We start from the raw sequence: 14,833 nt of genomic DNA, 5'->3' as shown, positions 1-14,833 counted from the left end.
TCGGCGTCGCTCTGCCGGTGGGCGTTTTGCGTGATCGAGGGTGAGGACTTCATCGAACGCTGATAGGGTCCCCGCATGCGTGACAAGACCGTCGGTGTCCTGCTGATCACGTACCAAAGTGCGGAGGATCTACCTACTTTTCTGGAGTCGATCGAGGCCGCGGTGCAGCCTCTGGAACTGGATATCGTCTGCGTGGACAACACGTCTACCGACGACGGTCCCGAACTGGTCGAGAAATTCGGCGGCCGCGTTACCCGTAACCGTCGCAACGTCGGATTGGCCGCGGCGATCAATCAGGCGGCAGCACAGACCGATGCGGAATGGCTGTTGGTGGCAAATCCGGATACGAAACTGGCTCCCGGTTCGATATCGGCGCTTGTGGAAACGGCCCGTTCCGACGAGCAGATCGGAATGATAGGACCGCGTATCGCCCGGCTGGACGGGACGCTGTACCCCTCCGGTCGCGCGTTTCCGTCGCTGCTGGTTGGTATCGCGCACGCGCTCCTGGGTGGCGTGTGGCCGAGTAACCCGGCCACACGTCGATATTTCGGCCGACAGGTCACAGAAGTCAGTGACGTGGACTGGATTTCGGGATGCTGCATGCTGTTCCGCCGTGAAGCATTCGATGCGGTACACGGATTCGACGAGCGATACTTCCTCTACTTCGAGGAAACGAAAATGGCTCTCGATATGCACCGCAACGGTTGGCGGGTCGTGCTGGATCCGAGTGTGGAGATCCGCCACCGTGAGGGTGGCAGCATGCGTTCGGCGCCACTGCGCAAAGTGCGCACCCACCACCGCAGCGCCCTCCGTTTCTACTGCGACTACCACCGGGGCACACCGTGGATGCTGTTTTCGCCGCTGGTCGCCGCGGGGCTGGTAGTGCGTGGTGTTCTTGCCGCCGCTCGCACGACGATCACGGGCCGGCTGGCGCGTAACTGAACGGCTGCTCGTCCAAGGTCAGGCCAGCCGCTAGATCATCGAGCAGTTTGTGTACCACCGCGTTACCTGTGCGGGAGCTGGGCATGCATTGGCTGCAATCGTCGGCGATTGGTTGTTGTGCTGAGCTGGTGATCACGTCGAGGATGCGGGAGCGTTTGATGTTGCCAAGGTCGTATCCGCTCTGTGCGAACCGGGGTTCGGCTTTCAGGTCGCAGGGTGCGAGCAATCCATATGGACTGATCGTGGGTCGGAGGTAGCGGGCCATGCATTCACGGGTTCGGGCTCGTTGAGGAGTGGAGCCGTTGGCAACGGCGACAAGTTCGTCGCCGAGATCGATCCGGGTTCCGTCGGGCGGGGCAGCGCGCACAGCACGGAGTTGTTCGCGCAGTTGCGCAATCTGCCTATCGTCGAGGCTGTTGGTGACTTCGACCTCGTCTTTCCGGAGATCGAGCCAGTCTGCCTCGGCCTCGGCTGCGAATGCGGCCATGTCGGCGGTCTGGTCGACATTGAACGGCTGAATGACACAGCCCATACCGAGTTGTAGACCATCGCTACGTGCAGTGCGCAGAGATGCCAAGTTATCCACGACCCGTTGCAAGGCCCGCTGTTGAGGGCGGGTACCGGCAATGCGGTCGTAGGTAACGGGATCTGGCGAGTGGACGCTGAATCGGATCCGATGGCAGCGCAGCAGAGCCGCGAACAGCGGTGTTCCGGGCCGGATGCTGTACCCAGTGGTGTAGACGTGAATCTCGAACCCGAGATCGGCAGCGGCGGTGAGGACCTCGGGGAGGTCGGGGTTGATCAGGGCTTCACCGCCGCCGGATACCACCACGCGTTGGGCGCCACCGTCGCGGAGGTCACCGAGTAGTCGAATCCATTCGTGTGCGCTGAGCAGGCCGCCGGTGTCGAGGGACTGGGTGGTGTAGGTGAGCTCTTTCTGATCCGACCACAGGCACATTGCGCAGGAGTAGTTGCAGGTACCGCGGGTGGGATGGATTTCTACGGTTTCCGACATCACCGGCTCGCGCGCCGCTATGCGGGCCGGCCGGTCCGGGCTTCGCCGCCACTCGGTGATGGTCGATGCAGCAGCAGCCCAGCGTAGTCGATGCGGATAGTAGTTGCTGCTGACCAGCTCGTGCACCGCAGTGCTGGACCGGCAGTGGCGGTAAGCCGCCCGCACCATCCCCAGATCTACTTCCACATCGGCTGCGAGCCGGGCGGCTGGAGTGGAAGGTACAGCCAAATGCGAGAGGACCGTTGCCCGGAGGCGACCGCTCGTCCCGGCGGTCGCGGCCTTGACGAGACGAGCCAGGTCGGCGTCGTCCCACAGGATGCTGGTGCGGGTTCCCGATGGTGTACTCATGCCGACTGCCGTTCCTGAGATGCCAGCTCTCGGCGCACGGCGTTCCATTCGGCCGGTCGAAGGACTGTGACCAGCGAGTGGTGCCGGTGGAAGACGAGCACGACCCCGGTAGGGTGGTGCAGGACTCGTCGGTCCTGGGGTTCGATTTTCAGTTCAGCCGCCAGCTTGGGAATGTCGAAAGAGTTTTCCAGGGCCCAGTGCTTGTCGACGCTGCGAATGGGCACAAGCTCGACATCGGACACGTCGCCGCCGGTGCGGCTGATGAGCAAATCGGTTGCCTGGCGTTCTTCGGTTTCGTAGTGTGTGCCGATCTGGAACTTATGCCGTGCCTCGATTTCCCGCGGTAGTTGCATGGCAGAACCGCTGGCGAGTACTGATTCGGCGTTTCTGAGCAAATGGCGCGGTGGTTGGTCATGGACCGAGCCGAGCACAGCGTTGCCGACCATTTCCCGGCCCCATGTCGTTGCTTGCAACCGAAACTCGCCATTCGGGCGGATATTGCAGAGGGTGTCTTTGACTTGTTCGGACAGTTGCTGGAGCGTGATCGTGCGTCCGGTGCGCCTCGGTACTTCCCCTGTGGCAGGCCAGAAAGAATTGAATGTCAGATACAGGCCACGCGCGTAGAGGTCTGCCTGGTGTTCGTCGACCAGGGCCTGCACACCGTGGAATTCGTGCTCACGCAACGCCAGCTCCGGGTAGTGTTCGCGAGCCTGACCGGAATAGCTTGGTGCGCACAAATGGTGCTGTGCCGCGAGCTTGCGACCTGCAAGATATTTGCTGAGTTCGATGACGCGCTCCCAGTTGCCGCGATGCACGACGGTGATGACAGTGATCGGTTTTCCAGTACCGGCCAGCATGTGCAGCCCCTCCAGGACCCGCGGCAGGTTCTTCCCGCGCGCCGAGCCATGCAGATCGTTGGTGACACCGTCGACGCTGGTGCAGATCCGGGTCAGGTTCGATCCGGAGAGCCGACGCGCGATATCCGAGGTGATCAATGTGGCGTTTGTGATCAGCGCGGACGCGCACTGCCGCAGGAGCTGAGTGCTGTCGAGAACTGCGTGCAGTTGGTGATGCATCATCATTTCTCCGCCGGTCAGCACCACCTCCAGCGTGCCGGCGTCCTCTGCCGCAGAAAGAGCCTGCTGCACCACAGTGGCATCGAGCTGCTGGTTACGCCAGACCTCGCCGGGATGGCAATATCTGCACCGCAGGTTGCACTCATTGACAGCATCGATTACCAGTCGCAGCACCCGGCCAGTCGGTTCTATCCGCGTGCCGTAATAGTCGCTGAGATTCATTTCGTATCTATCCCATCGGATTGTCTGGTGGTTCGGGCGGTTCGGCTCGGCCTTTGCCGTCTCAGTTGACTTGTTTCTGTTCATTGGTGCGGCGAACCTCCTTCTGATTTCTGACTGGCCCACGCATACAGGGCGTTCAGAAGCTTGGAGATGGTCGCAAGGTCAGTCTCTGTCGCCGGTAGTTCCCTAGAAATTTCGTCCTGTTCCTTGAAGGTTGACCCGGGAATTCTTCTGGGCAACAACGGGATAGTCCGGTTCTCTGCTGAAGAGTCGATGGAGGGCCCATCGGGGTTTCTCAATGCCAACTCCGTCCTAGTTATCGGAGGTATCTATCCGCCTGTCACGTAATCTAGGAATGACTGCGCGGAACACCTGGCCTGGCAAACCTCCGTCGAGCAGTAGTGGTGAATTCGTAGAAGCGTTTGAGCTTCTTCGAAGCTCGTTACCCGAATCGGCCGATCGCACCGCAATGCGATCGAAAAGCCTTCGTGCCCGAAGGTCAGCGCCACCAGTCCCCCTGATCTGAGCTGAATGTGGTATCCGGACAGCTTGGGTGGACTCTTGTAGGTTCAGTCGCATCCGTGCTGATGAACCCAGGATCAGAGGGAAACGGACTATGCGGAACTGGCGTTCGGTCGCAATGCACTGACCTTTCGCTGACCTTGGCTGGCGGTCCTGATCGCGTTCGCGCTTCTGGGTGACACACTGAGCACATGGAACTCAACGGGGCGCCGATCAGTCAGTCCGATATTGCCGCACTGGGTTTGGTGGGCTATGGCCACTTCACTTCTATGCGGGTGGAGCACGGCGCTGTACGTGGCCTCACCCAGCACATGGATCGGCTCGTCCGAGACTGTCGAACAGTGTTCGATGCCGAACTCGATATCGACCGTGTGCGCGCATTCATTCGGCACGCCCTTATGGACGTTGATTCCGCAGTAGTCGTACGGGTTACCATCTTCGATCCGGCCATCACACTGGGCAGGCCGGGAGCCGATGCAGACCCGGCGGTTCTGGTTACATTGCGCGAGGCGTCGCCTGTGCCGGAGTCTCCGCTCACCCTTCGGTCAGCGGTATACAGTCGGGATCTACCCAGGACCAAACATGTCGGGCTATTCGGTGCTTTGCACCAACGGCGACTGGCGCAGCGTGATGGCGCCGACGATGTCCTCTTCACCACGGCTGACGGCCTGATCAGCGAAATTGCGACTTCAAATATCGGCGTTATCGCAGACGGTCACCTCATCTGGCCGGACGCAGAGGTTCTGCCCGGTGTCACGATGCGCTTACTCAGCCAGACGCTGGACGAGGAAGTCATTGTCAAGCCGATCAGCTTGGCCGAGTTGCCATACGTCGACGGCGCCGTCGCGACCAACGCGGCGGTGGGTGTGCGCGCGATCGGTCGAATCGATGACATCGAGCTTCCGATAGACCAGGCAACAGTCCTCCGGCTCCGCTCGGAATACGAATCTGTTCCAGCGCAACAGGTCTGATGACCTTTAACATGATGTTGGGGCGCTGATCACACCGCTCGGGGAAGGGAGTGTAGGCCCGATGGCCATCGTCATTCGAAACTGGACGGGAGCGGAAGCACGTGCTCTACGTGGGGCACGGCGAATGAGTCTGGTCGAGTTCGCCGCACATATCGGGGTGAACCCCCGGGTGATCTCCCGATGGGAAGCCGGCGGATCGACCATCAGGCCGCGCCCGGTCAATCAGGCGGCGCTCGACACGATCCTGTCCCGCCTCAGAGACGACGAGCTCGTTCGCTTCGTCGAGGCGATATCTCCATGCGTAGTCAGTGAGGCTCGAGATCCCGAGGTTGCCGAGGCGCGTTCGAGTCTGCGCCATCCCATAGACGGCAAGTTGATGACCTGGATACCGGAGGGAACTTTCCTTGCCGGACCTCAAGATCAGCCGGCATGGCTGGCCGGATTCTGGATGGATGTATTTCCGACCACCAATGCCGACTATGCACGTTTCGTCGCGGCGTGCGATCATCCACCGCCGCGACATTGGGGTGAAGTGGCCCACGATCGTGAGGTCGCCGATCATCCTGTGGTCTGGGTTTCTTGGGACGACACTGCGAATTACGCTGCATGGGCCAATAAGTCCTTGCCTACCAGTCAGCAGTGGGAAAAGGCTGCCCGAGGCACCCGCGGCAATAGATGGCCCTGGGGAAATCAGCCGACTCCGGCCAAGTGCAATGTCCGTGGTGCCGGGCCCGGCACCACGACACGCGCGGATACGTACGCCAGCGGAGTGAGCCCCTTCGGTATCTATGACCTCGTGGGTAACACGTGGGAGTGGACCGCGACGGAGACCACGGTCGACCGCTACCAGCTCAAAGGCTCGGCCTTCACCAGCCCTTTCGAGAGAGGCGAACCGGCTGTCTTCAACGATGCATCGCGAACGATGCTCGATGACGATACTGGGTTCCGCTGTGTCGCTGCTGCTCTTGAGAGCTGACCGGTCGGGCACTATGGACGGCGCCATCCTGGTGGTCGCGGCCACCGACGGCCCGATGCCGCAGACCCGTGAGCACGTGCTGCTCGCCCGTCAGGTCGGCGTGCCCTACATCCTGGTCGCGCTGAACAAGTCGGACATGGTCGACGACGAGGAAATCCTCGAGCTCGTCGAGATGGAGGTCCGCGAGCTGCTGGCTTCGCAGGAGTTCGACGAGGACGCCCCCGTCGTGCGCGTTTCCGGCCTGAAGGCGCTGGAAGGCGACGAGAAGTGGAGCGAATCCATCATCGAGCTGATGAACGCGGTCGACGAGTCCATCCCGGACCCGGTGCGTGAGACCGACAAGCCGTTCCTGATGCCGATCGAGGACGTTTTCACCATCACCGGTCGTGGCACCGTCGTCACCGGTCGTGTGGAGCGCGGTGTGGTCAACCTCAACGAGGAAGTCGAGATCGTCGGCATCCGCCCGGAGATGACCAAGACCACCATCACCGGTATCGAAATGTTCCGCAAGATGCTGGACACCGCGCAGGCCGGTGACAACGCGGGTCTGCTGATCCGTGGCATCAAGCGCGAGGACGTGGAGCGCGGCCAGGTCGTCATCAAGCCGGGTACCACCACCCCGCACACCGAGTTCGAGGGTCAGGCCTACATCCTGTCCAAGGACGAGGGTGGCCGCCACACCCCGTTCTTCAACAACTACCGTCCGCAGTTCTACTTCCGTACGACTGACGTGACGGGCGTTGTGACCCTGCCCGAGGGCACCGAAATGGTTATGCCCGGCGACAACACCGAGATGCTGGTGAAGCTGATCCAGCCGGTCGCCATGGACGAGGGTCTGCGCTTCGCGATCCGCGAGGGTGGCCGCACCGTCGGCGCCGGTCGCGTCACGAAGATCATCAAGTGATTCACTGAATCGCTGGAAACGGCGTCGCTCCGGAGGAGCGGCGCCGTTTTGCGTTTCGCGACGTTGGAGCGGCGCCGCCGGGTTCACACACCGGGCGTGCGGATCGACTGGAGAAAAGTACGGATCGCGGTATCCGCGGCGGCCCGGCCGTTCCCTTCGGTGAGCGCGAGCTCGAACAGCAGCCCACGTGCCATCGCGAGGGTCATCTGTGCCGACAGCGCGGCCTGTTCCCGACCTCGGCCGACCCGGACGAACAGTGTTTCCAAGGTGCTCTTCCATTCCCTGATCCACTGCCCGAGAGGCGCAGCCCATGGCTTGCCCTGCATCGCTGCGGCTGCCACTTCGAAGAACAACGGTCCCAACTGTGCCGCTTGGTCGGCCATTCGATCCCAGAGGGCGTAAGCGGCAATATAGGGATCTGCGGATGCTTCGAGCAGGTCCGCCAGAGCGCGGTACTGCTGCCCCCACGTCGCCGTGACCACCGCCGTCAGTAGCCCCTCGCGAGAACCGAAATGGTAATGCAGCATTCGGTGACTGGTACCGATACCCTCGGCGATGGTCCGCATGCTCGTATCACCCACGCCGTGTTCGGTGAACCACGCGATCGCGCGGTCGAGGAGGGCTTCCCGCGCACTGCTCATACCGCTCGGTCGCTGCCCGTGAAGTGCGCGAGGGCGCGGTGGACTTCGGTGGCTTCGTTACCGCGATAGGCCACGTGGCCGTCCGGACGGACAAGGACGAACCCTTCGCCGCGTATCGAATACCGCTCGCGTACCTCGCCTTTCGGGTCCGTTTCGTCATCGATCGGTACAACGGTCATCCGATCGGTGGCGTCGACTGCCCCCGCGGGTGCGCCGGGCCCGTCGATTCGGTTCCCGCAACGGAAGTGCAACAACGTGAAATGCGTGACGGCCAGGCGGTCGTGCACCGTTCCGTCCGCGAGGACGGCGTCGGGTGCGCGGTCACCGATCGCCGGGCGCCGCCCGAACGGCCACCGTGCCCCGTCGCCGTAACTCACCGCCAGTTGGGAGTTCCGCAGACTTGCCTGCCGAGCGGCGCCCGGAATCCCGGCCCCGAGCCGGAGTACTAGGTCGCGCAGGGAACGAGCGAGGGGATTGCGCAGCGCGTACATACGCCGCCGGCTCTCGACGTCGCGAATGGTGGACGCGGCCACCGGCCGGCGCTCGGCTTCGTAGCCGTCGAGCAGATCCGGCGCGGCACCCGACTCCACCTGCACCAGCCGCCATGCCAGATTGACGGCATCCTGGATACCGAGATTCATTCCCTGCCCGCCGAACGGGGGGAAGATGTGGGCGGCATCGCCTGCCAGGAAAACGCGACCACGCCGATACTTATCGGCCAGGCACACCCGGGTACGGAATATCGACGTCCACTCGACCTGGGTGATCCGCGTACCTCCGGTACCGCGTTCGTCGACGAGGCGTTGTAGTTCGGTGATGCCGGGCTCGCGCAGTTCCTCCCGACGGGATCGATCGCTCATATCCGCGAACACTCGCCAGAGGCCGTCGCCATCGGGCAGACGCATCAGCATGAGCGGACCGGCCGGTCCGAGCCACATGGCACTGTCCTGGAAAGACATCTCCGATTCCAGGACGATATCGCCGAGATAGTAGGTTTCACCGGTTGCGCCGCCGGTGAACGGGATGCCGAGCGCCTCGCGTACCGCGCTACGGGCCCCGTCGGCACCTACCAGCCACTCGCATTCGAGGACACGTCCATCACCGAGCCGAACACCCACAGACTCGTCGTTGCGGTCGATGTTCTGCACCTCTGCGCCGTACTCGATCTCCACGTCGGCCGCACGCAGCCCCTTGCGGAGTACACTTTCGAGCCCGGGTTGCGGGAGGACGTAGGTGTAGGGGTAGGGACTTTGCGGAGGTACCCATGTCAATCGGGACAGCTCCACGTCGCCACGCATGATGGATGCTCCGCTGAGGCGATAGGCAACTCGTTCGATCTCGTCCGCAAGGCCCAGCCCGGCGAGTAGTTCCATCGATCGGGCCTGCAATCCGAGCGCCCGAGAGCCGTCGCTCGGGTGGGTGCGCCGTTCCAGCACGCGACACGGCACGCCATTGGCGGCCAGCACGAGCGCGGTCACCATACCGGTCGGACCTGAGCCGACCACGAGAACGCTCACCGCGCCCTCCAATGGATACAACCGCTGAAAGCGGTAGAGTCGATCGACATGTACCAGATGGTACATGTCGGCCAGTGGAAGTGGTAGCGCCGCCAGGTCGTAACGTCACGAAGATCATCGAATAGGACAAGGCTCTTACTGAGCGGGCCGCTTCCCCTGAGAAGCGGCCCGCTCACTGGTTTCCGGCCCGGTAGGCTCGGGCTTCTGCTGCCGGACGGTCGGCTCAGTGCCGGCGCGCGAGCATATTGGCGGCGGCCAGCACCGGGGTCACCGTCGCGGTGGCAGCTGCTCCGAGCCGGGTATCGGTGGCTCGCATCCAGCGGACGGTCCGCATGGCCGAAGTGAGTACCTCACTTCCCCGTACCCGCATATCCGCCTCGAAGCGGCTCACGGCGACGGGCAGCGTGGTCGTACCGGAAGCGACCGAGCACAGGTTCGCGACCAGACTCGCGGCATCGCGGATAGCGGCTCCGGCGCCCATACCGGCGGTGGGCGGGGTGGCGTGGACGGCGTCGCCGAGCGCTGTGACAGAGCCGGCGGCCCACGGGGCCAGGTCCTGGGCCCGGGTCGACGCCGCGTTGAAGCGGAAGGCGGCGATACTGGCGGCCTCGGCTCGTTCGATGACCTCCAGAGTGCGCCGGCTCCAGCCGCGGCGGCCGAGGGCGGTGAGCAGCGCGGACCGCAGTGCGGTGCCGCGGAGCGTGCGCATCGCATCGGTGGCGGTGGACTCGGGAAACATCGCGCCCCAGATATAGGCCGGTCCGGTGGTGACCGCTTCCCGGCCCTGGGGCGCGTCGAGCACGGCGTTGCCCACCGGGTCGAGGAAACCGGTATACAGCGCCGTGGCGTGCGGGCCGATCGCCATGCTGGAGCGCGATCCGAGCCGTTGCCGCTCGGATATGCCGAGGTCTTCGGCGCCGGTCCGGCCGGAGAAACCGATTATCCCGGTGGGTTCGCTGGTGGGTCGGCCCGCCAGATACCGGGCGACCGATGAGTGGGCGCCGTCCGCGCCTACCAGGAGATCACCCCGGCACGCGGGTCCGTCGGCGAATACCGCGGACGGTTCGCCGTTCGCGGCGCGGGCGATCGCGGTGACCGTCCGGCCCAGCTGCAGGTCGGGTCCGACCGCGTCGGCCAGAATGGTCCGCAGGGTGATGCGGTCGATATCCACGCTCGGGCTGTCACCGAGCCGCGGCCCGTACGCCAGTAGGCGCCCGTGCCGGTCCCACAGCGCGTCCCGGTCGCGCAGCCGCAACGCCGACGCCGACCGCAAGAGCCGTTCGAAGATCTCCGGTGCGACGACTTCCCGGAGCGCCGCCTGTGCGCGGCCGTCGAGCGTGATGTGATAACCCCCGGTCTCCGCGACGTCGTGATCGCGGTCGAAGACCGATACCTCGAAGTCATGCCGGCGTAGTCCGGCGGCCAGCGCCAGGCCGCCGATTCCGCCTCCGACGATGATGATGCGCACTGTGTTCCGGCTCCTCGAGCTGTTGTCGGACGATTTCCGGCCCGACACTGCCATTGGTAGTGGCCGTCGAATGTCCACTACTTTGGCACGGTGGCCGATACCTCCCGGCGCGCACTGCGCCTGCTGTCGCTGCTCGCCACTCGACGGAGCTGGTCGCTCGGTGCGCTCGCCGCCCGGCTGGAGGTCAGCGAGCGAACCGTCCGGCGGGATATCGAAACACTGCGCTCGCTCGACTATCCGGTCGTCACGCTGCGCGGACCGGCAGGCGGCTATCGGCTCGGGGCGGGCCACACACTGCCCCCGCTGCAGTTCGACGAGGATCAAGCGCTCGCGGTCGCGGTCGCGCTACAAACCGCCCCGACCACGGTGTCCGGCCTCGCCGCCGACACCGAACGGGCCCTGGAGGCACTCGAACAGGTCATGCCCGTCCGGCTGCGAGCGGCCGTGGAAGCATTGCGGCTGACGAGTTTGCAGAACTACTGGGAGTTTCCGGCGCAACCCATCGCGGCGGCCGCGTTGCAGGCCGCGGGCAGTGCCGTACGCCGTCACGAAGTGCTCATCGTCGAACTCCGCGGGCCCGACGGCACCCGCCCCGCCCCCGGTACCGCCGAGTTCGCGCCGGCCCGGCGCATCGAACCCCATCACCTGGTGGTCTGGGCGGGCCGGTGGTACCTGGTCGGATACGACCATGCCGACGTCGGCTGGCGGGTGCGCCGACTCGACCGCCTCTACCTGCACCCGCCCACGGGTATCCGGTTCACACCCCGCGAGCTGCCCGGCGGCGATCTCGCCGGCCTGGTCATGAGCACCCACGACCGCGGGGACACGCCGGCCGCGTGGGAGTGCACCGGAAGCGCGCGGCTGAAGCTGCCGGCGGAGACGGTCGCGCGCTGGGCGCCCGGCGGATCGGTTGTCGAGCACCTCGATTCCGATCACTGCCGGCTCACCGTCGGTGCCTGGTCCTGGGCCGGTGTCGCGGGACTGCTCGCCACATTCGATACCGACCTCGCCGAGGTGGAGCCCCCGGAACTGGTGGCCGCCTGCCGCCGGCTGGTGCGACGGTGGCAGGCCGTGGCCGGAGACGCCGAACCGACGTGACTACGTCGGGTCAGGTTTCGCGGGCGGCCTGGAGCAGGGCGTTGGCGAACTTCACCATCTGAGCCGGGCCGCCGTACCAGGCGGTGACCGCGGAGAGCACCGCGGCCCGGGCCTCGCGTGCGGCGCGGGCCACCTCCGCGGCCGACACCTCGCCCGTCTCCGCCTGTCCGGCCAGGACTTCGAGATCATCGCTCGCGGTCAGCAAACGCATGATGAGGTGGATATCTATATCGGCGCCTTCCTCACTGCGGCCGTGCCGGGATGTGGTGTCCTCCACCGGGGCCGGGCGCCGGGCAGCCGGCAGCGCTGGTTCCGGTTCCGGTTCGGGGCCCGGCAGTGCCGCCTCCGGATGGTCCGGCGCCGCGGACTTGGCGGCCTCGGCCTCGGCCGCCTCACGCGCCCGCCGGGAGCGGCGTGTTTCCAGCGGCGGCCGGGAATCGGTTCCCTCACCCGATTCCGGGGCCGGCTCGCCCGCGGCGTCGGGTACGAGGGTCAGCGGCGATACGGCTGCGGCGGTGGTTTCCGGTGCCTCCTCGGCCGGTTCGTCGGGTCCGGAGTGCCGGGGATCCTCGGACTCCAGGATCCGGGTGAGCAATTCGGCCACCGGCGCGCCGGATTCGTCGCCGGAGTCGATACCGTGCGCGGGTTCGGGCTCCAGCAGCCGGTCGAGGATCGGGGTGCCGTCCGGTGGGGTCAGTCGTGGCGGAGCGGTATGCGCGCCGATCTCGTCGGCCGGGTCCGCTTCCTCGGGCTGTGCCGCGATCCGCAGCGCGGGTTGCTGATCGACGTGGGCGCCCGGCTGTTCGTCGTCGGTGTTGTACCGGGCCGCGGTCCGCGGCAACCGACGCGGCGCCGGCAGTTCGCGTTCGCTGTCCGCGGCATCGGACGGGTCGCCGATCTCCGCCGGTTCCGGCAGGCTCACCGCGTTCGCCGGAAGCGCCTCGTGGGCGTTGGGCGCCAGCGTGTGCGTCTCGTCGGCCGGGGCGGGGGCGTGCCGGGCCGCCGATCGCGGCAGGCGCCGGGCCGGCAGCGATGGAGCGGTGGATTCCTCCTCGCCGCCCGGACCGGCAGCGGTGCGGCCGCGGGGGCTACGGGTGGGCAGTCCACGCGACGGCAGTTCCGGCGGGGCGGCGGAATTACCGTCCAGCGCGGTCTCACGCTCCTCGATCGGAGCCCCGGACAGCGCGTACGTATCGGTGACCGCGGACGCGGGGATCTCCTCCTGCCCGGGCGCATACTGGTCCTCGAACGGGTTGAAAGCCTCGGCGGGTGCGCCGGATTCGGTGAAATCGAGTCTGCGGCGCCGTCCGCCGCTTTCCAGCGGGTGCGGTACCGGTTCGTCCCCGATCGAGCTGAGCCAGCTCGGCAGCGACCCGGTGTCCGCGGACGGATCGCCGTAGGCGTCGGGTCGCTGTGGTGTCTCGGGCGGCAGCGGATAGGCGGCCTCCAACGAGCCCGACGTGGGTAATTGAGTGGTCGGGACGGAGAACGAATCGGGTCGGCCGGCCGTGGAATCGGCGGACGGCGGCAACTCGGCCGCGTACGGCGATCCGGGCGCGGGGATGCGCGCCGAGGAGGCGAGTGCGGCCGCGTGATCGCCGGCCTGGCCGGAGCCCGGCGGCGAGACTCGTGGCAACGCCCCGGGATCCGTTCGTCCGGGATCGCTCACGGGTCCGGCACTGTGCCGGGCGGACAGCGCGGTGGTATCCGGTCCGTTGGGATCGTCGGGAGGTGCGGGGAACTGGGACGGATCCGTCGGTGAGGTACTGAAACGGGAATCCGGTTCCTGGTTACCGGATGTCATGACGCCGACAGCGGCGGTGTCGCCGATGACTCCGGGGGTGTTCCAGGCGGCGAACGGGTCCAATGCCGCCGATCCGCCGGTGCTGTGCTGGTTCTGCGCGGGAGTGGACGGTGGTGCGGGGGTCCACGTATAACCGTGATCCGGTACGGAATCGGATCGGTTCGTGGCGCCGTTCGTTCCATTCGCCGAATCGAATTCGTTCGATCCGAAGCCGGCGAAGCCCCTCGACTCGGAGTTCTGTTGCGCGCGGCCGTACTCCTCCTGGCGGCCGCGACGTTCGTCTCCGAGGCTGGCATTTTCGGCATCCATGGGCCCATTCTTACCCGCCGGGGTGGATTTCGTTCTAGTGTGCGAAGCCCATGAATGGTGCGTGAGCCGTCCGCGGTGATCAGTATTACAGCCCGGTGGAGACCGGCCGGCGCGCGGATCCGCGTCCGGGACATCCGGGTACGCGGCTCTGACGTGCCCGGACGGCGGGATGTGCGGAAACCGGCGCAGAACGGTGCCTCGGAGGCCCGCTGCGCGCCGGGTCTGTCGGGTCCCCTCGAAATTTTCCCGGTGGTGTCGATGGCGCAAATGAGTCTGCCCGCCGGGCTCGGCCGACGGGCAGCTCGTCGAGGTGGGTGCGGTTCAGTGGTGTGTCGCGGCCCCGTGCATCCGGCCGGCCACCGCCGGTAGTGCCGCCACGGCGACTACGACGGTGACGAGTCCGACGACCCACGACGTCCACGACGCTCCGTTGTAGCCGGTGTAGTTCATGGCCCACGGTGCGATGAACAGCAGTGCGCCGAACAGTGCCATTCCGTAGTCGGCCGCTGCCATCGCGGGCCGGTACATCTGGGCGAGTCCGGTGAGTGCGATGAGCGCTCCGAGCACGATCATCGTCCACACTGCCCGGTCGTTGGTCGCCACCCAGATCGGAGAGAGGGCGGTGAAGACACCGAGCACCACGGCCAGGAAATCCTGAGTCCGGCTTTCTGTGAACATAATGGCCTCCTGAAACTGGGAAACAGGTCCGTAGACAGGGCCTGACCTCGGTATAGCGTGTCCGGCCGGGACCGGTCGATATCGCAACGGACACGATTGCGCGGCGAAACGATGCGCAGCGGACGCGCTTCCGCCGCGGAGCCGGAAAGCCGGGCGTACCTCCGCGTTCGCTCCGGCCGTGCGCTCCCTGCGTACCTCCGCGTTCGCTCCGGCCGTGCGCTCGCGTTCGCTCCGGCCGGTCGGATTGGGGATGGGCTTCGCCCAGCTGTGCTTGTTAGGGTGGGCTACACAAATTTTTGTAACCTGTTCCAGGCGCGGCGCCGGGTGCCGCGGGGAGGGAGT

At 65.6% G+C, this 14,833-nt stretch carries 11 protein-coding genes and 1 pseudogene; 5 read left to right on the top strand and 7 right to left on the bottom strand.

All coding sequences use genetic code 11. The features are described 5' to 3' along the window. Positions 1–75 precede the first annotated feature (75 nt). Entirely contained in the window at positions 76–942 is an 867-nt protein-coding gene (locus AB0H42_RS32340; protein WP_357062896.1) for a glycosyltransferase family 2 protein, read from the top strand. Here AB0H42_RS32340 and AB0H42_RS32335 read toward each other — a convergent pair. Together AB0H42_RS32335 and AB0H42_RS32330 are read right to left on the bottom strand one after the other, a co-directional pair. Next, the gene (locus AB0H42_RS32335; protein WP_357062894.1) at positions 917–2,305 is read right to left on the bottom strand and encodes a radical SAM protein; all 1,389 of its coding nucleotides are present in this window, start codon (positions 2,303–2,305) and stop codon (positions 917–919) included. The two genes, AB0H42_RS32340 and AB0H42_RS32335, sit on opposite strands and share 26 nt — an antisense overlap. Beyond that, the gene (locus tag AB0H42_RS32330) at positions 2,302–3,687 is read right to left on the bottom strand and encodes a radical SAM protein (RefSeq protein ID WP_357062892.1); all 1,386 of its coding nucleotides are present in this window, start codon (positions 3,685–3,687) and stop codon (positions 2,302–2,304) included. Before AB0H42_RS32330 ends, AB0H42_RS32335 begins: the two co-directional genes overlap by 4 nt. A gap of 629 nt (positions 3,688–4,316) precedes the next feature. On the opposite strand from AB0H42_RS32330, the gene AB0H42_RS32325 reads away from it, so the two are divergent. From AB0H42_RS32325 to AB0H42_RS32315, 3 genes and pseudogenes are all read left to right on the top strand, one after another. Further along, positions 4,317–5,096 (top strand): aminotransferase class IV family protein, encoded by a 780-nt coding sequence (locus AB0H42_RS32325; protein WP_357062891.1) that lies wholly within the window; start codon positions 4,317–4,319, stop codon positions 5,094–5,096. A 61-nt stretch (positions 5,097–5,157) separates the two neighbouring features. Further along, the gene (locus AB0H42_RS32320) at positions 5,158–6,072 is read left to right on the top strand and encodes an SUMF1/EgtB/PvdO family nonheme iron enzyme (RefSeq protein WP_357062889.1); all 915 of its coding nucleotides are present in this window, start codon (positions 5,158–5,160) and stop codon (positions 6,070–6,072) included. A gap of 13 nt (positions 6,073–6,085) precedes the next feature. Beyond that, positions 6,086–6,976 (top strand): annotated as a pseudogene (locus AB0H42_RS32315) (elongation factor Tu); the annotation flags it as partial. Positions 6,977–7,059: 83 nt separating this feature from the next. Here the strand turns inward: AB0H42_RS32315 and AB0H42_RS32310 are convergent. From AB0H42_RS32310 to AB0H42_RS32300, 3 genes are all read right to left on the bottom strand, one after another. Next, on the bottom strand, positions 7,060–7,617 hold the full coding sequence (locus AB0H42_RS32310) for a TetR/AcrR family transcriptional regulator (protein WP_357062888.1): 558 nt from the start codon (positions 7,615–7,617) through the stop codon (positions 7,060–7,062). Further along, positions 7,614–9,200 carry an FAD-dependent monooxygenase gene (locus tag AB0H42_RS32305; RefSeq protein ID WP_357062886.1) on the bottom strand — a complete coding sequence of 529 codons (1,587 nt, stop codon included), beginning with the start codon at positions 9,198–9,200 and terminating at the stop codon, positions 7,614–7,616. The genes AB0H42_RS32310 and AB0H42_RS32305 overlap by 4 nt, the downstream gene beginning before the upstream one ends. 157 nt (positions 9,201–9,357) lie before the next feature. Next, positions 9,358–10,602 carry an FAD-dependent monooxygenase gene (locus tag AB0H42_RS32300; protein WP_357062884.1) on the bottom strand — a complete coding sequence of 415 codons (1,245 nt, stop codon included), beginning with the start codon at positions 10,600–10,602 and terminating at the stop codon, positions 9,358–9,360. A 90-nt stretch (positions 10,603–10,692) separates the two neighbouring features. Between AB0H42_RS32300 and AB0H42_RS32295 the strand changes: the two genes are divergently transcribed. Further along, positions 10,693–11,700, top strand: a complete 1,008-nt coding sequence (locus tag AB0H42_RS32295) for a WYL domain-containing protein (protein WP_357062882.1) — start codon at positions 10,693–10,695, stop codon at positions 11,698–11,700. 10 nt (positions 11,701–11,710) lie between these two features. Here the strand turns inward: AB0H42_RS32295 and AB0H42_RS32290 are convergent, their stop codons facing one another. Together AB0H42_RS32290 and AB0H42_RS32285 are read right to left on the bottom strand one after the other, a co-directional pair. Next, complete coding sequence (locus AB0H42_RS32290; RefSeq protein WP_357062880.1) at positions 11,711–13,813, bottom strand: hypothetical protein; 2,103 nt, start codon at positions 13,811–13,813, stop codon at positions 11,711–11,713. Positions 13,814–14,134: 321 nt separating this feature from the next. Then, entirely contained in the window at positions 14,135–14,491 is a 357-nt protein-coding gene (locus AB0H42_RS32285; RefSeq protein ID WP_357062878.1) for an SPW repeat protein, read from the bottom strand. Positions 14,492–14,833: the final 342 nt, after the last annotated feature.

Origin of the sequence: Nocardia sp. NPDC050799, assembly GCF_040654015.1 — a bacterium.
In the GTDB taxonomy this organism is placed as follows: Bacteria; Actinomycetota; Actinomycetes; order Mycobacteriales; family Mycobacteriaceae; genus Nocardia.
This window is presented reverse-complemented; position numbering and strand designations above follow the sequence as displayed.